At 68.0% G+C, this 19,436-nt stretch carries 17 protein-coding genes and 5 pseudogenes; 12 read left to right on the top strand and 10 right to left on the bottom strand.

The genetic code is table 11. The features are described 5' to 3' along the window. Positions 1-68 precede the first annotated feature (68 nt). Together ACSYGO_RS44790 and ACSYGO_RS44795 are read left to right on the top strand one after the other, a co-directional pair. A complete protein-coding gene (locus tag ACSYGO_RS44790; protein ID WP_460390264.1) occupies positions 69-1,058 on the top strand; it encodes a 3-hydroxyacyl-CoA dehydrogenase NAD-binding domain-containing protein in 990 nt (329 codons plus the stop codon). Continuing rightward, positions 1,055-1,981, top strand: a complete 927-nt coding sequence (locus tag ACSYGO_RS44795; protein WP_460390265.1) for a YncE family protein — start codon at positions 1,055-1,057, stop codon at positions 1,979-1,981. Before ACSYGO_RS44790 ends, ACSYGO_RS44795 begins: the two co-directional genes overlap by 4 nt. A 470-nt stretch (positions 1,982-2,451) precedes the next feature. Here ACSYGO_RS44795 and ACSYGO_RS44800 read toward each other — a convergent pair whose 3' ends face one another. Continuing rightward, positions 2,452-3,666 carry an RNA-guided endonuclease InsQ/TnpB family protein gene (locus tag ACSYGO_RS44800; protein WP_460390266.1) on the bottom strand — a complete coding sequence of 405 codons (1,215 nt, stop codon included), beginning with the start codon at positions 3,664-3,666 and terminating at the stop codon, positions 2,452-2,454. A gap of 35 nt (positions 3,667-3,701) precedes the next feature. Here ACSYGO_RS44800 and tnpA point away from each other — a divergent pair. Further along, a pseudogene (tnpA, locus tag ACSYGO_RS44805) lies at positions 3,702-4,055 on the top strand (IS200/IS605 family transposase). Here the strand turns inward: tnpA and ACSYGO_RS44810 are convergent. Further along, the gene (locus ACSYGO_RS44810; RefSeq protein ID WP_426679033.1) at positions 4,015-4,467 is read right to left on the bottom strand and encodes a hypothetical protein; all 453 of its coding nucleotides are present in this window, start codon (positions 4,465-4,467) and stop codon (positions 4,015-4,017) included. The pseudogene tnpA and the gene ACSYGO_RS44810 overlap by 41 nt on opposite strands. A gap of 166 nt (positions 4,468-4,633) precedes the next feature. Between ACSYGO_RS44810 and ACSYGO_RS44815 the strand changes: the two genes are divergently transcribed. The 3 genes and pseudogenes from ACSYGO_RS44815 to ACSYGO_RS44825 all read left to right on the top strand — a co-directional run. Continuing rightward, on the top strand, positions 4,634-5,185 hold the full coding sequence (locus ACSYGO_RS44815; protein ID WP_460390267.1) for an SMI1/KNR4 family protein: 552 nt from the start codon (positions 4,634-4,636) through the stop codon (positions 5,183-5,185). Positions 5,186-5,349: 164 nt separating this feature from the next. Further along, positions 5,350-6,378, top strand: coding sequence for a saccharopine dehydrogenase family protein (locus ACSYGO_RS44820; protein WP_432173015.1), 1,029 nt, complete (start codon positions 5,350-5,352; stop codon positions 6,376-6,378). Between the two features lie 126 nt (positions 6,379-6,504). Continuing rightward, a pseudogene (locus ACSYGO_RS44825) lies at positions 6,505-6,711 on the top strand (hypothetical protein); the annotation flags it as partial. Between the two features lie 92 nt (positions 6,712-6,803). Here ACSYGO_RS44825 and ACSYGO_RS44830 read toward each other — a convergent pair. Continuing rightward, positions 6,804-7,388 (bottom strand): hypothetical protein, encoded by a 585-nt coding sequence (locus ACSYGO_RS44830; protein ID WP_426679030.1) that lies wholly within the window; start codon positions 7,386-7,388, stop codon positions 6,804-6,806. A gap of 267 nt (positions 7,389-7,655) precedes the next feature. Here ACSYGO_RS44830 and ACSYGO_RS44835 point away from each other — a divergent pair. After that, positions 7,656-7,871 (top strand): annotated as a pseudogene (locus ACSYGO_RS44835) (helix-turn-helix domain-containing protein); the annotation flags it as partial. A gap of 265 nt (positions 7,872-8,136) precedes the next feature. On the opposite strand, the gene ACSYGO_RS44840 reads toward ACSYGO_RS44835, so the two are convergent. Beyond that, positions 8,137-8,343 (bottom strand): hypothetical protein, encoded by a 207-nt coding sequence (locus ACSYGO_RS44840; RefSeq protein WP_460390268.1) that lies wholly within the window; start codon positions 8,341-8,343, stop codon positions 8,137-8,139. 281 nt (positions 8,344-8,624) lie between these two features. Here ACSYGO_RS44840 and ACSYGO_RS44845 point away from each other — a divergent pair. Further along, a pseudogene (locus ACSYGO_RS44845) lies at positions 8,625-8,759 on the top strand (transposase); the annotation flags it as partial. A 454-nt stretch (positions 8,760-9,213) separates the two neighbouring features. Next, entirely contained in the window at positions 9,214-9,558 is a 345-nt protein-coding gene (locus ACSYGO_RS44850) for a hypothetical protein (protein WP_460390269.1), read from the top strand. A 290-nt stretch (positions 9,559-9,848) separates the two neighbouring features. On the opposite strand, the gene ACSYGO_RS44855 is transcribed toward ACSYGO_RS44850, so the two are convergent. From ACSYGO_RS44855 to ACSYGO_RS44870, 4 genes are all read right to left on the bottom strand, one after another. Beyond that, entirely contained in the window at positions 9,849-10,439 is a 591-nt protein-coding gene (locus tag ACSYGO_RS44855) for a hypothetical protein (protein WP_460390270.1), read from the bottom strand. A 175-nt stretch (positions 10,440-10,614) separates the two neighbouring features. After that, positions 10,615-11,583: an RNA polymerase sigma-70 factor gene (locus ACSYGO_RS44860; RefSeq protein ID WP_460390432.1), complete on the bottom strand. Its 969-nt coding sequence runs from the start codon at positions 11,581-11,583 to the stop codon at positions 10,615-10,617. A 321-nt stretch (positions 11,584-11,904) separates the two neighbouring features. Further along, entirely contained in the window at positions 11,905-12,831 is a 927-nt protein-coding gene (locus ACSYGO_RS44865) for a sigma-70 family RNA polymerase sigma factor family protein (protein ID WP_426679026.1), read from the bottom strand. Positions 12,832-13,038: 207 nt separating this feature from the next. After that, entirely contained in the window at positions 13,039-13,821 is a 783-nt protein-coding gene (locus tag ACSYGO_RS44870; RefSeq protein WP_460390271.1) for a gamma-glutamylcyclotransferase family protein, read from the bottom strand. A 429-nt stretch (positions 13,822-14,250) separates the two neighbouring features. On the opposite strand from ACSYGO_RS44870, the gene ACSYGO_RS44875 reads away from it, so the two are divergent. Continuing rightward, positions 14,251-15,303 carry a right-handed parallel beta-helix repeat-containing protein gene (locus ACSYGO_RS44875; protein WP_460390272.1) on the top strand — a complete coding sequence of 351 codons (1,053 nt, stop codon included), beginning with the start codon at positions 14,251-14,253 and terminating at the stop codon, positions 15,301-15,303. Between the two features lie 216 nt (positions 15,304-15,519). Here ACSYGO_RS44875 and ACSYGO_RS44880 read toward each other — a convergent pair whose 3' ends face one another. After that, entirely contained in the window at positions 15,520-15,753 is a 234-nt protein-coding gene (locus ACSYGO_RS44880) for a hypothetical protein (RefSeq protein WP_460390273.1), read from the bottom strand. An 89-nt stretch (positions 15,754-15,842) separates the two neighbouring features. Further along, a complete protein-coding gene (locus tag ACSYGO_RS44885) occupies positions 15,843-16,442 on the bottom strand; it encodes a YceI family protein (RefSeq protein ID WP_432173031.1) in 600 nt (199 codons plus the stop codon). 491 nt (positions 16,443-16,933) lie between these two features. Here ACSYGO_RS44885 and ACSYGO_RS44890 point away from each other — a divergent pair. Together ACSYGO_RS44890 and ACSYGO_RS44895 are read left to right on the top strand one after the other, a co-directional pair. Beyond that, positions 16,934-17,731 (top strand): annotated as a pseudogene (locus ACSYGO_RS44890) (PP2C family protein-serine/threonine phosphatase); the annotation flags it as partial. 276 nt (positions 17,732-18,007) lie between these two features. Continuing rightward, entirely contained in the window at positions 18,008-19,219 is a 1,212-nt protein-coding gene (locus ACSYGO_RS44895; RefSeq protein ID WP_460390274.1) for a serine hydrolase domain-containing protein, read from the top strand. Positions 19,220-19,436 lie beyond the last annotated feature (217 nt).

A 19,436-nucleotide genomic window follows, 5' to 3' on the forward strand; every position in this document is an offset into this window, starting at 1 on the left:
CGCCGGACACGCCTCCACCTTCCGCTGCCCCACCGTCCGTGTCCGACGTCCAGGAGCAGTGACCAGCCATGCATACGCACACACCCGTCCACCGTGTGGCGATCGTCGGGACCGGCACGATCGGTGCCGGATGGGCGACGCACTATCTCGTCCGGGGCTTCGACGTCACAGCGACCGACCCCGCCCCCACCGCGGAGACGGCCCTGCGGTCGTACGTGGCGGCGGCCTGGGACGCGGCGGCCTCGATCGGGCTCGCACCCGGAGCGTCCCCCGACCGATTGAGCTTCACCACGGACATGCGCCAGGCCGTCGCCGACGCCGATTTCGTCCAGGAGAACGCACCCGAGCGCCCGGAGCTCAAGGTCAAGCTGTTCGCCGACCTCGACGACGCCACGCCGCCGGAGGCGATCATCGCGTCGAGTTCGTCGGGCATCACGATGAGCGTCATCCAGGCCGAGTGCCGGCGTCCCGAGCGCACCGTCATCGGTCATCCCTTCAACCCGCCGCACATCGTCCCGCTCGTCGAGGTGGTCGGCGGGACGAGGACCGCGCCGCAGACGATCCGTGACGTCATGTCGTTCTACGCGGCGATCGGCAAGAAGCCGATTCACCTGAAGAAGGAGCTTCCCGGGCACGTCGCCAACCGCATCCAGGCCGCGCTGTACCGCGAGGTCGTGTACCTGGTCCAGGAAGGAGTGCTCGACGTGGCGGACTCCGACGACGCGGTGTCCTGGGGGCCGGGTCTCCGATGGGGCGTCATGGGTCCCCATCTGCTGTGGCACCTCGGCGGGGGAGAGGGAGGCATCCAGCACTTCATGGACACCCTCATGCCCCGCATGGCCGCGTCCTGGCAGGACCTGCGCACCCCCGAGTTCACCCCCGAACTGAAGGAGAGCATCGTCGACGGCGTCCTGGAGGAGGCGGCCGGCCACTCGGTCGACGAACTGGCCGCTCGGCGCGACGCGATGCTCTCGGCCCTGCTGGCCGTGCGCGCCCAGCACGACCCGTCCGGCCCGTCGAGTGCCGCAGCCGGTCCCGATAAGAAGGAGGGACCGTGACGCAGGGTCAGGAAACGCTCTTCGTACTCGAGGCCAGCAGCGGCGGCCGGCTGTTCTCCGTGCATCCCGACGGCTCCGACAAGCGGCTTGTCGTCACCGGGTGCAGGATCCCCGACGGGGTCGCCGTCGACGTCGTGGCCGGGCACGTCTACTGGACCAACATGGGCTCCCCGCCGGAGAACGACGGCTCGATCGAACGCGTGGACCTGGACGGAGGCAACCGCACGACCATCGTCCCGAGCGGCGTCACACACACGCCGAAGCAACTCCACTTCGAGACCACCGGCCGGAAGCTGTACTGGGGCGATCGCGAGGGCATGCGCGTGATGCGCTGCGACCTCGACGGCTCGAACGTCGAGACCCTCGTGCAGACGGGAGACGCTGAGGAGGATCGCCGCGACGAGACCAAATGGTGCGTGGGAGTCGCCGCCGACCCTGTCGGCGGACACCTCTACTGGACACAGAAGGGCCCCAGTGACGCCGGGCTGGGGAGGATCCTACGAGCCGGGATCGACCTGCCCGCGGGGGAGAATGCGGCCGAACGCGGCGACCTCGAGGTGCTGTTCGAGGGACTGCCGGAGCCGATCGACCTGGAGCTCGACCTCGCGGAACGCATGCTGTACTGGACCGATCGCGGGGACCCGCCCCGAGGCAACACCGTGAACCGCGCGCCGATGGACCCCTCGGACGAGGGGCGAACGGCCGAGATCCTCCTGGACCACCTGATGGAGGGCATCGGTATCGCCCTCGATCCGGACGGCGGCCGCATGTACGTGACCGACCTGGCCGGGAACGTGTACGCGGCCGACCTCGACGGATCGAACCGCATTGAGATCCTCGTCCTGCAGGGCAACCTCACCGGCATCGCCCGTGCCGTACTGCCGACCGGAACCAGAGGGGCAAGGAGCGCGTACTCCCCTTGAGAATCGGTGAGTTCAGGTCGGCCTATGGTGCGCCGTGACCGGAAGGATCCAGCGTGTCGCGACACCCGGCACGTCATCAGCTGGTCCAGGGCAGGCGGATCGCTTCGATCTCGAGGTCGGCGAGCAGCGCCTCGACAAGCCGGCGGGGGCCACAGACCTTGGTGCCCCAGAGGTCGTAGTCGGTGCAGACGACCCAGGAGCGGTCCGCGGCCCACAGGTTGGACGGGGTGTACAGGATGTCCGGGTGGTCGAAGAGGGACTGGGCGTCGCCCAGGCGGCCGGAGCGGACCTGTCCCCTTTCGAAGTCCCGCGTGACGATCGGGTTGTAGTACGCCAGACAGGCGGTATCGGCTCCCTGGGGGCTGTGCGCGGTGAGGAACCGGATCAGCTCGTCCCACGTCGGCCTGTCAAGGCTGCCCTCGGCGGGCCATTCAGTGACTCCTCCCCCTCATAATCGAGGGGGCTTCTCGCTATGCCGGTTGGGTTTCGCGACGGACCAGCCCGGCCCGCAGAACGTTCAGGGCGCCCACTATGTCGGCGTGGCCTTGGTGGCCGCAGTCGACGCAGTGGAACTTCTCCTGGGTGGGCCGGTTCTCCGCATTGACGTGCCCGCATTCGGGACAGGTCCGGGAGGTGTTGCGGGGGTCCAAGGCGATCACTTCCCGTCCGGCGCCTTCAGCCTTGGCGTGCAGGATCGTCAAGAACACCCCCCAACCGGCATCCGAGATCGAGTGGTTGAGTCCGCCCTTCGCGCCGGCCCCGTTGGGCAGGAAACCGCCCGGCTGTCCGGGATCCGGCTTCGGCGCGGGGACCCTCATCATGTTGCGGATCTTGAGGTCTTCGTGCGCAATGAAGTCGTACTCCCGCACCAGATCGAGTGCCCTTTTGTGCGCGTGGTCCAGACGCTGGCGGCGGACCTTGCGGTGCAGGTCGGCAACCTTGTGGACAGCCCGTTTGTGGTTGCCGGTGCGCTTGTCCCGGCCCACCCGGGGGAACCGGGCCAGGGCCTGCTGCGCGGCTTCCAGCTTGACGGCGGCCGTGCGGCCATGACGCGGGTTCGCGACGTGCTCACCGTCCGAGGTGGTGAAGAACGACGCGATCCCCATGTCGATGCCAACCACCGAGCCCGTCGTGGGCATCGGCTCGGGCTGGGGCTGCTCGACACTCAGCACGACGAACCACTTGCGGCCCTCGCGCTTGACCGAGACGGTCTTGACCTTGCCGATCACGGGCCGGTGCTGGTTGACCTTGACGTGCCCGACGCCTTGGAGCCGGACGCGGGTGGTGGGGTCGTGCGGGGTGGAGTCCCAGCGGCAGCCGTCGCCGTCCTTGGGGAAGTCCACCGTGTCGAACCAGTTCACCCCACGAAAGCGCGGATAGCCCGGCGTGTCGCCGGACTTGATCCGGCGGAAGAACGCGGCGAACGCCTTGTCCAGACGGCGAAGCGTGGCCTGCTGCGAGGAGAACGACCACCGCCCCTGACCTTCACCGTCAAACGCCCGGATGTCCTTGAGCTGGGCGGACTGCATCCCGTACCTGACCGTCGTCTTGCTGACGTGCCGGTAGGCGTCACGGCGTTCCTGGAGGGCCGCGTTGTACAGGGAGCAGTGATCCCGCAGCATCTCGCCGAGCGCGGCTTGCTGGCCCGCGGTGGGCCGCATGAGGAACTTGTACGCACGGATCACCCGACCCACCCCCTTCCCGGTCAACTGCAAAGACCATACGACGGTCCAAGTACCGGTGCGGTGTGTTCGATGACGACATGCTGAAGTGGTGCGAGGAGATCATGCGGGAGGTCTGCGACAAGTTCGAGGTGTAGGTGAAGGAGTTCAACGGAGAGGCCGACCACGTGCATCTGCTCGTGCACTACCCGCCGAAGGTCGCACTGTCGAAGTTGATCAACAGCCTCAAGGGCGTCAGCTCCCGCTACCTGCGGGTCGAGTACACCGGCCGCATCAACCGGATCGGGATGGGTTCAGTGCTTTGGTCCCGCTCCTCCTTCGCAGGCTCGTGCGGCGAGGCACCGCTCACGGTCATCCGTCAGTACATCGAGCAGCAAAATCGTCCGCTGTGAACGACCGGTCAGAGCAGTCCTGAGATGCGTTTCCCTCCCCGGCTGAAGCCGGGGATACCCACGCAAGATCAGGGATGGAGCGGGGCCGGATCGCCGCCTCTTTCGCTGAGGGGAAGCAGCGAAAGCAGGGGTACAGGCCCTGCGGTACGACCGGATCGCCGATGCGGGCGGCCAGTTCCGTCCAGCGCAGCCGCTCCCAGCCCGGGCCGGGGTGCTCGTCCCGGCTCTGGGCGTCGTTGACCGAATCCCCCGCGGTTTCCCCGCGCTCATACATGCCGCCGAGCACCCAGGCGGCGTCGGGCCGCCCGGGCGCCTCGTAGCCAGTGAGGCCGTCGTCCTGGGCGAGCTCGCCGAGCCAGTCGGTCTCGGAGGCGGACGCCAGGGGCCACAGAGCGAGGATGTCATCGGGCATCCGACCAGGTTACGGGCCCGGCGCCACCAGTGCCGAGACACGGTCGACCATCCAGCACAGCACTGGCCGGCCATGCGGCAGCAATCGAGAACGGCGCCGCTCTTGGTGTGAGCCACGAGGGGGGTGAGGAACAGCGGAACGAAGACCGGTGCTACAAGTGTGCCGTATGTGGGTTCAGCGACTGATCGACCTGACCGGGTGGGAGCCGCTCGGGATCTCCGTCGAGTGGGCGGCGATCGAGGGAGAGCTGGGGGTCCCTCTGCCGGCAGACTACAAGGAGCTCTACGAGGCGTTCAGCGGCGGCGTCTTCAGTGATTCCGTCTACTTCCTGGGGCGCGACGAGGGCGTCTCGTTCGACTTCCTGACCCAGTGGCGCGTCGCCCTGTCAGTCGAGCAGGACAGCAAGTTCGGAGACGTCTCCGCCGTCCATCCCTATACGACCTACGGGCCGGGCGGCAAAGGGCTGGTCGAGTGGGGCTCCACCGAATGGGCCGACGAGTACTGCTGGTTGATCGATGCCGAGCGGCCGGGCGATTACCCCGTTCTCGCACGGTCCCATGACGGCGGCCCATGGCACCGGTACGACATGACCACCTCCGAGTTCCTCTACCGCGTCCTCGCCGATGCCGAGTTTCAACCTTTCGGGATCGCGCAGTACGACCTCGGCACGACGTTCAAGGCCGGCTCCGACGCCCCCCTCGACGGCCGGTCACTCTGACGGGAGGCCGGCTGTTCCCCATCCCTGGACACGACAGTGTCCTCTCATCGGGCTTGTGGGCGTGTCCGGAATTGTATGGCGTAGGTCGTTCCAGACACTGGTTCCCGGGTTTCCGGCTGGCGAGGATGAGTGCAGTTGATCGGCCGGGAGCGAGGAGACGGGTCATGGGATCGGTGCAGAAGGTGGCGGTGTTCGGTGCGTACGGGCACACCGGGCGGTTCGTCGTGGCGGAGCTGCGCGAGCGCGGGTTCGTTCCGGTCCTGTCCGGCCGCGACACCGTCAAGCTGGAGAAGTACGCCGCGGAGACCGGGCTGGAGGCGCGAGCGGCATCCATCGATGATTCGGACTCGCTCGACCGTGCGCTGGCGGGCACTGCCGCCGTCGTCAACTGCGCCGGCCCCTTCGCCTCGACCGCCGGCCCGGTGATCGAGGCGGCCCTGCGCGCCTCGATCCCGTACATCGATGTCGCCGCCGAGGTCGAGGCCAACCGCGACACGTTCGCGCACTTCGCCGACCGCGCACGCGCCGCACAGACGGTGATCGTCCCCGCCATGGCCTTCTACGGCGGCCTCGGTGACCTGCTCGTCACCGCCGCCATGGGGGAGTGGACCACGGCCGACGAGGCACATGTGGCCTTCGGGCTCAACAGTTGGCACCCCACCGCCGGGACGCGTGCCTCGGGCACCGTGTCCCATGAACGGCGCGACGGCCGGCGCGTGCGCTACTCGCAAGGCCGGCTGGAGTACCGGGACGACGCCCAGCCCCGCCTGGAGTGGCCCTTCCCCGAACCGATGGGGACGCGACCGGTCATCGGCGAGTTCACGATGGCCGAAGTCATCACCGTGCCCAGCCACCTCGACATCGCCGAGGTGTGCACCTACATGACGACCGAAGCCGCCCGTGACCTGTCGAACCCCGACACCCCGGCACCGACTGCGGTCGACGCCGGCGGCCGGTCCGACCAGACGTTCCTCGTCGATGCCGTCGTACGCTCCGGCGGCATCGAACGCCGTGCCGTAGCCACCGGCCAGGACATCTACGCGGTCACCGCACCGCTCGTCGGCGAAGCCGTCGACCGAGTCCTCAGCGGGCGGACGCGAGCCGTCGGAGTCGCGTCCGCGGGCGAGATCTTCGACGCGGTCGACTTCCTCAAGGCACTGGCCCCGCACATCAGCGTGCAACTGCCGGCCTAGCGGGCAGCCGACACCGTCCCGTCCCGCCCCTGAACACACCACGCACACCGGGGGGCTTGGCGATGACAGTGTGCATGGTGGTCACGGTTTGACCTGGTCGGCGGTACCGCAACCTCCATTCTCTACGCCATCGGCTTCCTCGCCCTCGCTTCGATACAAGTGGTCCTGGGCATCGCACACATGGCGGCCCTGCACGTCCCTCTCGGAGTTCTGATGTTCGGCCTCAGCACCCTGGCACTCGCTCGGACACTCACCGGCCTGCCCGGCAGGGCCTCGCGATCGAGGCCTGCCGACGCTTCTGCCGCGGCCGAGGCGATCGGCACTGTCAGGTGAGGCCGCCAGGTGGATCACCTTCTGGCCTTCACGAGCATCGCTTGTACCCTCATCCGCTACCGCAACCTCATGCCCGCCCGGAACAGCAAGGCTCAGGTGTTGGCGGCGCCATAGTGCAGTACGTCGCCCTGCGGAAGCAGGTATCCGATATCTCGTGTCTGCGGCAACTTTCCGGCCAGTGTCGAGGCGTCGGCGCAACCAGAGACCTCAAAGCCGATAACCCCCAGGCTGAAGGAGGCGCTCTTGTAGGCCTCGGCCCCGATGGCAGCCAGCCAGCTGTCCAGCTCGTTGGACCTGAAGAATGGCCGACCGTCCCAGTAGGCGATACCCGCGTGGTCCAGTGCACCCACGGGAATGTAGAAGTCCAGCCAGTCGCTGCTTTCGTCACCGCCGCGGATCGCCACGCAACCGCACACGACCATTCGGCCCGTCGGGAGACGGACCCGGCCGTGAAGATGGCCGAACTCGGCCAGGGAGCCAACGGTGCACGGCACGGGATCTTGCTCTTCCGGTTCGCGGTTACTGTGCCCGAAGCACCCGTGCACGTCTGCGGCAGACCACAGAGCACTCAGGACGGCCTGAAGCGGGGCATCATCGGTTGATCCAACCTGGATAGCCAGCTCGTAGTAGCCATCGGACCAGTTGCTCGGGTCACGGAAGGCAGCCGGATTCGTCATGAGGTGATCATGCGCCAGAGCCCTGTCCGGTGTCGCCCGCATTCAAGTGCGCAGTCGTGCCTCCCGGGCTTGTTCCGTGCTTCGGCTCAAGCATGACCTGCTGGCGACGCCCGGCCGCCCGGAACGAAGCTGGGGCGGTTTCGTCGGGGGTTCTCAGCGGGCGGGCCAAACGAGTGAGCTGTCAGGCGTTTGGTCTGTCTGGAGATCTCTGACGGTGCGGGTGACGTCGGGTCGTGACGGCTCCCGTGGGATGCGCTATGGCGGGAAGTGAGGTACGCCGATGGCGGTGGGCTGACGGCCGAGGAGCGGGTTCGGCGTGAGCAAGTGCGGTTCGAAGCCGCTGATCTGATCGCGGCGGGGGTCAGTGACCGGGAGGTGGCCCGGCGGTTCAGGGTGACCCGGATGTCGGCGAACCGCCGGCGGCGTGCGTTGGCTTCGGGCGGTCGGCAGGCTTTGGCCTCCAAACGTCCCGGCGGGGCGCGCGGGAGGGCGACTCGGAACAGGCGTTCGTCATGGGCAAGCGCGACCTCGAAGGCGAGCGCCAATCCGCCCCTTCGCTCATCATGACGAGCCGCGAGCTGGCAGCCGAGATGAGGAGTTCCCACCCGCCATGTGCTTCCGGGCCGCCTCGGACCCAGCGTGCCCGACGGGTCGGCACGGTCCCTGCGACTCTCCCGGCTGCGCTCGCGAGGGAGCGCCCCGCAGCGCGTGGCTGCGGGGCGCCGATCGCAAACGGCCCTAGTGGGGTTTAGTCGACTGTCTGCCCGTCGTACATACCGCCCCTGCAGGTCGGGAGCACGGGCGTCGACCGATCGATCGTTCCGCCGCCGTCCGTGCACTCACCCGGGGTGACGCTGCTGACGCTGCTGGCGGTGGCGGTGGCGGCGCCTGTGAGGCCGAGTCCGGCGAGGGCTGCCGTGGTGATGACGGCGGCGAGGATTCGTCGAATGCGCATGTGGTTCCCCTTTCACGGATTGCCTCAATTGGGGCATTAGCCAGCTTGACCTTCACCCATATGGGTGGCACGCCATGTTGCGCCATTCGGGTGACATTGCTTGTCGGGCGCGGGGTCGGCAACGCGACCCGTCAGACAGGCCCTGGGAGATCTCTGACGGTGCGGGTTACGTCGGGTCGTGACGGCTCCCGTGGGATGCGCCATGCCGGGAAGTGAGGTATGCCGATGGCGGTGGGTTGACGGCCGAGGAGTGGGCTCGGCGTGAGTGACCAGTGCTGGACGCCGGCCCGGGCACCTTCCGCTGGGGCGTCGAGCGGACGATCTCCTGGCTGCACGGCTTCCGACGCCTGCGGATCTGCTGGGAACGAGGCGACGACATCCACGAGGCCTTCCGCGGCCTCGCGGTCTGCCTGATCACCCGCCGCCACGTCCAGAGGCTTTGTCAGGGCACGTTAGACCCGAACACCGCCCCAACCGACCCCGCGCGATCCCCCGCCAGAACACGAAGCCCCAGCTCAAAACCCGCGAACCCAGCACCTTCCCCCTCACCCCGTCTTTCAGCGAATCAACAACACACCAGGTCATCCCGAACCCGGCACCAACCAGCCCTTAAGGTGAACGTGTGACATGTGCAGTTGCATGTCACACGACCGGCGAGCGCACACAGGGACCCCGACCGCTGCCGCAATCGCCAGCGGGATATGCTGAATTGCGGAATTGATCCGGTTGCCCCGGGAGGGGTCAGAACCGACGCAGTTCCGCCATCCATGAATGATGGCGCGGACGCCCTTGGCCGTACACACTGTGTTGTCGCGGCGAGGGCGCTTCGGCTGCGCCCATCGACGACCCGTTCCCCGCCGTGAGGACCCTGTGGACGCCAGCGACGAGGCCGCACGCGGCCTGACCGACATCGAAGGATTCCTGTACTGGGAAGCCCATCGCAGTACCGCCCACTGCCGCGCTGCCGCGTTCGCCGCACGCGTGGCCGGGCTGAGCGAGACGCAGAAGGCCGAGATCGAGTGGTGGTACGTGGAAGAGCAAATCTGTATGTGCCGGAAGATGACGCAGCACATCACGGACCACATCACTGCGGTGGAAGAACACCACGCCAAGCGCTACGCGCGGCTACGCCGTGGTGCGTACGGCGCCGCGACCCTCATCACCTCGGTCATCTTCGTCCTGTGCATCGCGGTGCTCGTCGGCACCGCCGGCTGACCCTCCATGCCGTAACACTGTCACCAGCAAACACAACATGTTCACCGCACGCAGGGGCCTGTGCTGGCTGGAGCAAAATTTTGAGATGGTGAACACAGCGTTTCAGGTCTGGCATCACACGGTCCCCCCGTGAAGAGTTCCGGGGCGCGCTGTCACCTGCTGCCTGGAGCCGAGCAGATGTCCCGTCCCGGGTGCCACCGCACCTCGGGCGGCGGCCGGACATTGCTCGCGGTGCAGGAGTTGCGGCGGTGGGGAGTCTCCGTGCCGGTCGGTGAAGTGTCCGCCGGACGCTAGGAGCGTGTGGCGCCGTAGAGCCCCCGGCCGGTACGGCGGATACGCGACGTGCCGACCAGGCGATCGAGTGTGCTCCGGACCGCGTTGATACTCCCGTTGTCGACATCGCGGCCGAGAGCCGCGGCCACATCGCGCGCACGCACATCCGCCTGGCCGACCGTGCCGAAGTACTCGAGGATCTGCTCAGTGAGCTCCCCGTACTTCCGCTGTCCGTCGGCGGCATCGGAGGCGGAACGCCGCTTGGCGTCCTGCCGGCTCTCGGGCTGCCGGATCCGCGGTGCGGCTTTCTTCGGCGCGTCATCGGGCGGCGCAGAGGAGGCCAGGTCCGGTTGTGGCGTCGCGAGCGCCGATGCCGGTCCCACGCCGGCAGTCGCAGCACGGGGAGCGCCCATGGGGACCGAGTCGGGCGCAGCGAGCATCAGGCCCTCGATCGCGCTGAGGGCCCGCTGGACGGAGCCGAGGTGCGCCACGACCGCGGCCAGTTCCCTCTCCAGCGCCTGCTTCTGAACCTCCAGGCGAGCCAGTTCCTCCTGGAGACTCTCAGCGGTGATCTCAATGTTGTGCGCGGCGCGGGTGCCGGAGACCATGTGTTCCTCTCATCCTCGACCCGTCGTGTCACGCCCCTGCCGACCCCCTTGCGGTGCTGTTCGGCCGGAACGCCGGGATGGGTACCCCCAAACCATCATATGCAGGAGTGCACTCCGGAACACAGGTCAAACAAGCATCGTGGAACACGGTGCCGTCGGTGCGATCACGTCGTGGCTACGATGCGTCCCTGAGAGCACCGAGTGCCGAGCGGCGACGTGGAGGCCGAGTGCCGAGTGCCGACGTGGAACGCGAGGGCGAGTTGAAGAACGCGGCGATCTTGCTGGGGCTGAACACCCACATCAGCTGGTGAATGCCCTGGTGCGACGCCGCGATCGTCAGGAAGAGCGTGGGCCGGCCGTCCCGGTGGATCACCACGGCGTGCCGTCCATTGGCCTGCACGGCGCGGACCTCCGTGTCGCGCCAGAACTGCTGGGTGGCCGTCGCCAGGTTCGCCACGCGGGAGCGTCCGAGAACGGGCAGGCGAGCGGCACCTCGCAGGCCGTTGCCGTCGGACAGACTGACGGCATCCGGCGTGAGGAGGGCCTCGAGCGCGGCCACATCTCCCGTTTGCGCCGCCGCGACGAAGGCTTCGAGAAGCCTGCGGTGTTCGTCCGTGTCCACGGTGGTTCGCCGGCCGGCCGAGAGATGCCGGCGGGCCCGGCTCACGATCTTCCGCACGTTGACCAGGCTGAGTTGAAGGATCTCCGCTATCTCGGCGTAGGCGTAGTCGAATGCCTCGCGGAGCACGTACGCGGCGCGCTCGGTGGGATTGAGTGTCTCCATCAGGAGAAGCAGCGCCAGTTCGAGGGCCTCCGCCCGCTCGGCTCCCGCTTCGGGGTCGGTGCTCGTGTCGATGGGCTCGGGCAGCCATGGACCGATGTAGATCTCGCGGCGCACACGGGCGGACTGAGCCACGTTGATGGCGAGCCGGGTGGTGGCACTCGACAGAAACGCCACAGGGCTGATCACCGTCGAACGGTCGGTGTTCTGCCAGCGCAGCCACACTTCCTGAACCACGTCTTCTGCCTCGACCGCGCTTCCCAGCACACGGTATGCGATACCGAAGAGACGCGGACGGAGCTCCACGAACACGGAGACGGCCTCTTCGAGCGTGCTTTCCGAGCGGGGCGTCTCCTGTTGCATGGTCCTGCTGTCTCCCATCCTCGGGGTGTCGGTGCGGTGGAGCGGCGTGGTCATGCGGCCGCCGCGGGATGGCCCGCTACGGCGTCGGTCGCCCGGCCGCCCCGGGTGCTGTGGTCTCGTGTGGTCACGGCTGCTCCGATCGCATCTGATCTCTGGACCGGAACCGTCCATGTGATGTGACAGGTTTCGCCATCTCCATGCGGTTACCCCCGGGAGCAGTATCCGCAGGTCGTGGCGGGTGCGATCCCATGTTCATCGTCCGGCCGCGTGCACTGCCCGTACCTTTTCGCCGCACCGTGCACCAACGTGTGAACAATGGTCTCACGCCTCATTCTGTTCGTGCCCGGCGGCATCGTCACCTGCCTTCGGCAGGCCGGGAAGGGTGCGTGACCGGTTCCAGGGGCGGAGTTTGTCCGGGTTGAGGGTGGCCCAGACGTGGGTGATGCGGTGGTCGGCGATGTCGAGGCTGATGACGGCGGCGACCTGGTGGTCGCAGGTCGCCACGAGACCGGTCCGTCCGTTGACGGACCGGGTGTCCAGGCTGGTGCGCGGGGAACCGGGCAGCAGTGACAGCAGACTGCGGGCGACTTGCTGGTTGCCGTGTACGGGCGTGACCAGGGCCCGCACCTTGCCGCCGCCGTCGAAGAGCGCTGCCACATCGGGTGCCAGCAAGCAGGTCAGGAGCGCCGCGTCCTGCGTCAGCCATGCCTGCCGGAAGACACGGGCCACCGTGTCGTGCTGGTGCGGTGCCGTGCGCTGCGGGCGTCGGGCTCCCAGGCTGCGCAGTACGTGGTCGGCCGGGTAGGCGCGCTCCGACTGTATGCCGGCGCCCTCGGCCCGATCCGGCGCCCGGCCGAAGACGTCATTGAGGATGAACGCCGCCCGCTCGGCCGGAGACAGCGAGCACAGCGCACCACGCACAACCTCGCCGGCCGACTCCTGACGCCTTCCGTCGGGACGTTCTACACCCGCCCGCGTCTCCCCATGGTTCCGGGTGCCGCTCTTCCCCGGTCCGGGCAGGGACAGCCTGGCCAGGCAGATGCCGCCGGCGACCTGTGCGAGCCACGAACGCGGCGCGGCAATCTGTGCCCGCGCCGGGCGAGGCAGCTCGTACCACCGCCGGTAGGTCTCGTCGATCACACTCTCGGCCTCGCTGCTGCTGCCCAGCATCCCGTGCGCCACATCCAGCAGATGCCGCCGCTCGTCGAGCAGCTCCACGATCGGCACCGCGTCATCCGCACGGTCCATACGGCATCCTCCCTCTCACACGGCACCACTTGACGCAGCCGCCGCACTGATCGCCCTCCAGGGTGTTCAGGAAGGCTTCAGCAGACGTGACGCCTGGTCGCCAAGATGGTCGCGCCACATCTTCGGGCGCTCACCCCTACAGACCGGACAGCCGCAGATGTTGTGACACCTTTGCCGACCCGTCCTCACTCCGTGCGCCACACCGGGTCACCTACGGGGAAGGGTGATCTGGTCGAAGAGGTCCCCGCCGAGTTCGTCACGGATCAGTGTGTCGATGGTGTCGGCCCGGGGGACGTGGACCGTAGGTCGCCAGGGGTAGATCCGGTCGTTGTACCAGGGCGCCCGCCAGTCGGACGTGGTTCTGATGAATTCTTTGGCGAACTGGGCTTTTCGGGCTTCCGGAAAGCGATCCTCGTTTTCCAGGCAGCCGTCCAGGCACACGTCCACATAGGACTGGACGATGGGATATCGCTCGCTCGGATAACGTCGGGTGACGTTGGCGAAATACCATACGGTGCCGACGGGCGGACGTGTGCTGCCGTCCAGCATGGTGATGTCACGTGACGCGATCCGTGTGGGCCGGTATCCGGATTCACGCCGAGCGTAGTCCCTGAGTTCCTCTGGGGTGACGGGGAAGATGACGCCGTTGCATCGGGCGTCCTTCTTCGAGACGGCCCCAAGGTACGTAGGGCTCCAACTGACCGTGTCCACCCTGTCGTACCAGCCGCGGCTGATTCCCCGGACCACCACCGGTGCAGCTTCCACCGCCTTGGCCCAGGTCGATGTTCGCGATGCTCGCTGGATCAGCGAACCGTACCCGAAGATGAAGTCGCTCCCCGTGGGCGCCGGCAAAGGCTTTCCCGCCGGATGGGATTTCGAGGAGCCCGTACCCCTGCAGGCGGCCACGAACGAACCGCCCGCCCCGAGTGCCATCGCCGCCCCTCCCATGCGCATCGCTGTGCGCCGTTCGATGGCGAACTCAACGTTCATTCGTGTCTCCAGGCTGCACAAAAGGGAAAGGTGTTCTTTCGGATCCCAGGCCAAGGCCGCCCCGCCCCGTTGTGGCAAGGACGCTGCCGCCCTCGACGTGGAGCGGGTGTCTGCATCCAAGGTGTGTCGGAATCTATCGGCCGCACCATTCACCGACGTCGATTCCGACGCGCGTTGCCGGCACTGAACACCTTCGGGTTCGTGGTCACGAAGCTCGTGTCGGCACTCGGACAGCACCTCCCGCGGGGTCCGCCGAGCACCGTTCCTGAGCCATGCCGGTCGCTGGCTTCGGCTGTTCGGCGGACGCCACGGCCGCCTGCGAGCGGCCCCCGCCCGCCAGGGGCACCATCACCGAAGTCGGGGCATCCAGGCCGGTTCCCTGCACAAGGACGAGCGCCGGGCGCCCGCGCGCCGAACAGGAGGACACAGATGGGGATGCGAGCAGTCGGGACGGCCCGGCGGCGATGGGCGGCGGCGGTCATGGCGACCGTGGGGGCGCTCGGCCCGTTCGGGGGCCCCGCCGCGGCCGCCGACAAGAACGGCTCCGGTGTGAACTGCAAGGAGGACCCCCAAGCCCTGCAGCGCGCGATCACCAGTGCGGCGCCAGGGGCGACGCTACGGGTGAAGGGGACCTGCGTCGGCCCCATCACCCTCGCCCACGACCTGACCCTGATCGGCCAGGGGCACGCGGTCCTCGACGGCGACCACGTCGGCTCCACGGTGACAGTGACCGACGCCGCCCGGGTGCGGCTGTCCTCCCTGACCATCACCGACGGCACCGCGGTCGCGGGCGGTGGCATCTCCAACACCGGCGACAGCACGGTGACGTTGGACCACAGCACGGTTCGGTTCAACACCGCGACGAGCGGCACCACTGGTGGCGGCGGCATCTACAACGACGGCGGCACGGTGACGCTCAACGACTCCACGGTGGGCAACAACACCGCGGCAAGCGGCCTCGACGGCACGGCAGTGAGCGGCGGCGGCGGCATCTACAACGACGGCGGCACGGTGACGCTGAACAACTCCACGGTGGACAACAACACCGCGACAACCGGCAACGGCACCGCTTCCAACGGCGGCGGCATCTTCAGCAAGGGCACGCTGGCGCTGAACCACTCCACGGTGGACGAGAACACGGCCACCTACGCCGCCGGCATCTTCGTCGTCGAGGGCACGGCGAGGCTCGACAAGTCCACGGTACGCAACAACACCGCTGACGCCAGCGGCGGCGGCGTCTACAACGCCGGCACGACGACCCTCGACCAGTCCACGGTGGACGAGAACACGGCCACAGACGGCGGCGGCATCTTCAACCAGGGCACGATGCAGCTGAACGACTCGACAGTGGAGCGCAACACGGCGGCGAACAGTGGCGGCGGCATCTCCAACGGCGGCGGCACGGTGACGCTGAACGACTCCGCGGTGCGCGACAACCGCCCGGACGACTGCACCGGCGGCGTCCCCGGCTGTACGACCTGACGGCATCGGCATCGGCATCGGCATCGATTCGGCCCCACGGTCGTCGTACGTCCAGAACGAGCGCCACCGCCATCGCGGAGGTGAGCGTGACGAGGAAGAGCCGCAGCGGGACCGATCGGAGGAACCTGCCACCTGTTCGGCTGAGTCGCGACGGCACCCACGAGCCGGAGAGGGGGCGAGCGTCTGTTCGCTCCCGTCCCATGCGGCGCGTTCTGATTACGGTGCCGTTTCAGGGAGAAAGTCGTCGGCTTCGCCGTCGATGGCGTCGTCGGACGGCGTCGCCGAACGGGAGGCGTGGCACAGCGCGTTGGACACCTCCTGCATCTGCATGTTGAGATCGGCGAGCGCCCGGTGAAGCTCGTGGACGCGGATCTCGAGCTCGGTGGCCTTGGCGGTCAGCGCCTCGACCGTGGCCGTGAAGGCCGGCCGGTTCTCGGATGCCATGGTCATCAGACGTCCTCTCTCGGAAGAGTCCTGAAAGCACCGGGGTTACATCGGACGCCCAGGGGGAGTCCGATGTGCCGGCGGGGGTTCCCTCGTCATGCAGCGGTCGCCAGGCCCACCTGCACCGCCGAGATGTCGAGGTCCAGCCTCACCTTGTCTCCGACGAGCACGCCTCCTGTCTCCAGCGCCGCGTTCCAGGTGAGCCCCCAGTCGGAACGCTGCAGGGTGGCCGTGCCCTCGAACCCGACCCGGCGCTTCCCGTCGAGGTCCCGGCCGGCCCCGCCGAACGCGAGGTCGACGGTGACGGGTAGCTCGACATCCTTGATCCGGAGGTCCCCGGACATACGGAACCCGTCGTCACCGACGGGGACGAGTCCGGTGGACCGGAAGGTCATCAGAGGAAACGTCGAGGAGTCGAAGATGTCGGGGCCCATGAGGTGCGCGTCCCGGTCCCGCATGCCCGTGTCCAGGCTGTCGGTCTGGACGCTCAGATAGGCCTTGGACCGCGCGGGGCGCGCCCCGTCGATCTGGAGGAGTCCCTCGAAAGCGCCGAACGTCCCGCGCACATTCGTGATCATGGCGTGTCGGACGGAGAAGCCGATCCTGCTGTGTACCGGATCAACGGTGTACACACCGGCCAGTGCCGCGTACGGGCTGGTTCCGGAGCGGGTCTTCCGGTGGCGATTGCTGAGCATGGCGAGGCCGCTTCCTTTGTGCGATGGCTGTCGGGGTGGGACGGAGACGTCCGGGCGTAGCAGGCGGCGCCTGTGCGGTGATGCGGTGGGGCGCTCACCGACGGCCAGGACGCCCGCCTCGGCCGGCTCGATCGCCGCCCGCAGGCCCCCGTACCGATCACCAGTACCGTGGTGGAGATTTGTCGTTCGCTGAGAGACACGATTGCTCCGAAAGCCTTGGTTGGTCATTGAGTACGACCGGACGCCCCGGGTGTTTGTGACAGGGGGCGCGGACGCCGTACATGTGACCCTGGGCACCCGATCCCCACCCTGTGTCACACATCCGCTGACGCCGCTGTCTGATGTACGGCCCACGGAGGGCGGAACAGGAATTGAGGGCGGGTATGTCGGGTGCGCTTGACCGCAGGCCGCGCAGAATCGGAACGCAGTGGGGCGGTGCGGACCGCTGGTCCGGCGCCGGAAGGCCGGCGAAGACGGAGTCCGACGTGCGGGTAGCACGCGAAAGCGTCTCCTTGGAGCGCAGTCTCCTTCCCACCCCGGTGCTGCGCGGAGACGACTTCACGGTGGCTTCCCGTTACGAACCGGGGCGGTCCCACGCACTCCTGAGCGGCGACTTCTTCGATGTGGTGCAGACCGAGGACTCGACCGTCCATGTGATCCTCGGCGACGTTTCCGGGCACGGAGCGGCCGAAGCGGCGCTCGCCGTCCACCTGCGGGTGGCCTGGCGCACGGCCGTTCACTGCGGCACATCCCAGATGGAGCAACTGGGTCTCCTCGAAAGGATCCTGATCGACGAGAGAGCCGACGACGACACCTATGCCACGGTCGTGTCGCTGGTGTTCCCTCCCGAAGGAACGTCCGTCAGGGCGGTGAGCGCGGGGCACCCGGGCCTCCTCCTGCGACGGCATTCCGAGGACATCCGATGGGTGGAACCGCAGGCGGGGATCGCGCTCGGACTCTTTCCCGGGTGCACCGACTGGGCCGAGACCTGGATCGACCTCGCGCCCTTGGACAGCATCGTCCTGTTCACCGACGGGCTCTTCGAGGGCAGGACCGATGCCTCCGCACGCCTCGGCGAGGAGGGCCTTCTGGGACTGGCGACGCAGTACGCGCACCTGCCGTCCCAGGAGTTCATCGACGCGCTGGTCGCGTCCGCCGCGTCCCTGGCCGCTCCCTTCGGAGGCCTGGGAGACGACGTGGCCGTTCTCCATCTGGGGTGGAACCCGCTGACAGCAACGCCGACGCGCAACGCAGGAACCGTGCCCGACCGCCGCCTGAGCCGGCGATGACCTCCGCTCCGTGCGAAGAGCCCCCGACGCCCCAGGACAGTGTGACGAACGAGCGGGGCATCGACGGCGCACATGACCACCGATTCGCGCAACACTGTCACAGTATTAAGATGCATCCGGCGCCGCCCAGGCGGTGGCGCCGCACCATCGCCAGCCCCCGTGTGAATACCGGGGCGCGGCATGACGGTCACTCAGTTTCTCCTCCAGTGACCGTCGTCGACTCCATCGGACCGGGCCACGGCGCCCCCCGCCCGATTCCAGACCAGAAAGACTCCGATGCACATCAAGAATGCGAGCGTCGTGCTCGCAGGCTCTGCCGTCCTGGCCACCCTGGCCGCTTCCCCGGCGAGCGCAGCAGCCTCGTCCCTCCCCACCCCTTCTGTCGCCTCGGTCCTCACCGTGCAGAAGCAGGCCATGGCCGGCGGCGCGCCCGGCGCCCTCACCCGTATCGACGCGGGCAGCTCCACCTATCGCATCACGTCGGGGCAGGCGGACACCGCCACGCACGCCGCGATGGACGCCGACCGCCGGTTCCGGGTCGGCAGCGTCAGCAAGACGTTCACCACGGTGGTGCTCATGCAGCTGGTCGCCGAAGGGCGCATCGACCTCGACGCGCCGGCGAACACCTATCTCCCGAAGCCGCTGCCGGACGACCGCATCACCGTGCGGCATCTGCTCAGCCACCGCAGTGGTCTGTGGGACTACACCAACGAGATGTTCTCGTCCACCGTTCCCGGCTTCGAGGCCGTGCGGAACAAGGTGTTCACCTACCAGGAGCTGATCGACCGTTCGACGGCCCACCAGGTGAACAACGAGCCGGGGGCCGCCTACAGCTACTCCAACACCAACTTCGTGGTGCTGGGCCAGCTCATCGAGCACGTCACCGGTTCGCCGATGGCCACCCACTACCAGCAGCGCATCTTCGAGCCGCTGAAGCTGAAGCACACCGCCTACGTGCACCCGCAGACCACCATCTCCGGTTCCTACGCACGCGGTTACCTGCGCCAGGACGACACCACGCTGCCGCTGGTGGACTCCACCGAGCAGACCGTCTCGTGGGCGCAGTCGGCCGGAGCGGTCATCTCCAACGCGGCCGACCTGAACCGGTTCTTCTCCTCCCTCGTCTCCGGCAGGCTCGTGCCCAAGCCGCAGCTGCAGGACATGATGAGCATGGTTCCGGTCAACGCGGACGGCACCCAGTCCTACGGACTCGGCCTGCGCGGCCGCAAGCTCTCCTGCGGCGTGACGGTGTACGGCCACACGGGCACCGTCCAGGGCTACTACACGTACGCCTTCACCACGGCTGACGGCAAGCGCAGCATGACGTCGATGGCGAACACCTCCAACAACGGAACCGTCAACACCGTCCTCGGCGGCACGCTGGAGGCCGCGTTCTGCGGCACCGCCCCCGCCAAGGCCGCCAAGTTCGCGTCCACCACAGGCGAGGGATTCACCGAGGACATCGCTCCCCAAGTGACCCGCCACTGAACGGCCTCGCCCTGAGGCCCACGTGACGGGATCCCCGTCACACGCCGCCGCGCCCCCACTCACCGGCCTGTGGCCGTGAGCGGGGGCGCGGTGTCCGTCGTACCCGCGTCGCCTGAGACGCTCCGCGCCGCTGTGCGGCCATGGTGAGCGGCGGGCTCCGGCCTTCCGCCGTCGTCGACACGGAGGACGGGCCCTGCAGTTGCTGACGGGGGATCCC

The organism is Streptomyces krungchingensis (assembly GCF_054729265.1).

What these genes read in the sequence shown, in the direction of transcription:
- ACSYGO_RS44790 (WP_460390264.1), top strand. Translation starts at nt 69, where the DNA reads ATGCATACGCACACACCCGTCCACCGTGTGGCGATCGTCGGGACCGGC.
- ACSYGO_RS44810 (WP_426679033.1), bottom strand. Translation starts at nt 4,467, where the DNA reads ATGCCCGATGACATCCTCGCTCTGTGGCCCCTGGCGTCCGCCTCCGAG.
- ACSYGO_RS44815 (WP_460390267.1), top strand. Translation starts at nt 4,634, where the DNA reads ATGTGGGTTCAGCGACTGATCGACCTGACCGGGTGGGAGCCGCTCGGG.
- ACSYGO_RS44820 (WP_432173015.1), top strand. Translation starts at nt 5,350, where the DNA reads ATGGGATCGGTGCAGAAGGTGGCGGTGTTCGGTGCGTACGGGCACACC.
- ACSYGO_RS44830 (WP_426679030.1), bottom strand. Translation starts at nt 7,388, where the DNA reads ATGACGAATCCGGCTGCCTTCCGTGACCCGAGCAACTGGTCCGATGGC.
- ACSYGO_RS44840 (WP_460390268.1), bottom strand. Translation starts at nt 8,343, where the DNA reads ATGCGCATTCGACGAATCCTCGCCGCCGTCATCACCACGGCAGCCCTC.
- ACSYGO_RS44855 (WP_460390270.1), bottom strand. Translation starts at nt 10,439, where the DNA reads ATGGTCTCCGGCACCCGCGCCGCGCACAACATTGAGATCACCGCTGAG.
- ACSYGO_RS44860 (WP_460390432.1), bottom strand. Translation starts at nt 11,583, where the DNA reads ATGCAACAGGAGACGCCCCGCTCGGAAAGCACGCTCGAAGAGGCCGTC.
- ACSYGO_RS44865 (WP_426679026.1), bottom strand. Translation starts at nt 12,831, where the DNA reads ATGGACCGTGCGGATGACGCGGTGCCGATCGTGGAGCTGCTCGACGAG.
- ACSYGO_RS44870 (WP_460390271.1), bottom strand. Translation starts at nt 13,821, where the DNA reads ATGAACGTTGAGTTCGCCATCGAACGGCGCACAGCGATGCGCATGGGA.
- ACSYGO_RS44875 (WP_460390272.1), top strand. Translation starts at nt 14,251, where the DNA reads ATGGGGATGCGAGCAGTCGGGACGGCCCGGCGGCGATGGGCGGCGGCG.
- ACSYGO_RS44880 (WP_460390273.1), bottom strand. Translation starts at nt 15,753, where the DNA reads ATGACCATGGCATCCGAGAACCGGCCGGCCTTCACGGCCACGGTCGAG.
- ACSYGO_RS44885 (WP_432173031.1), bottom strand. Translation starts at nt 16,442, where the DNA reads ATGCTCAGCAATCGCCACCGGAAGACCCGCTCCGGAACCAGCCCGTAC.
- ACSYGO_RS44895 (WP_460390274.1), top strand. Translation starts at nt 18,008, where the DNA reads ATGCACATCAAGAATGCGAGCGTCGTGCTCGCAGGCTCTGCCGTCCTG.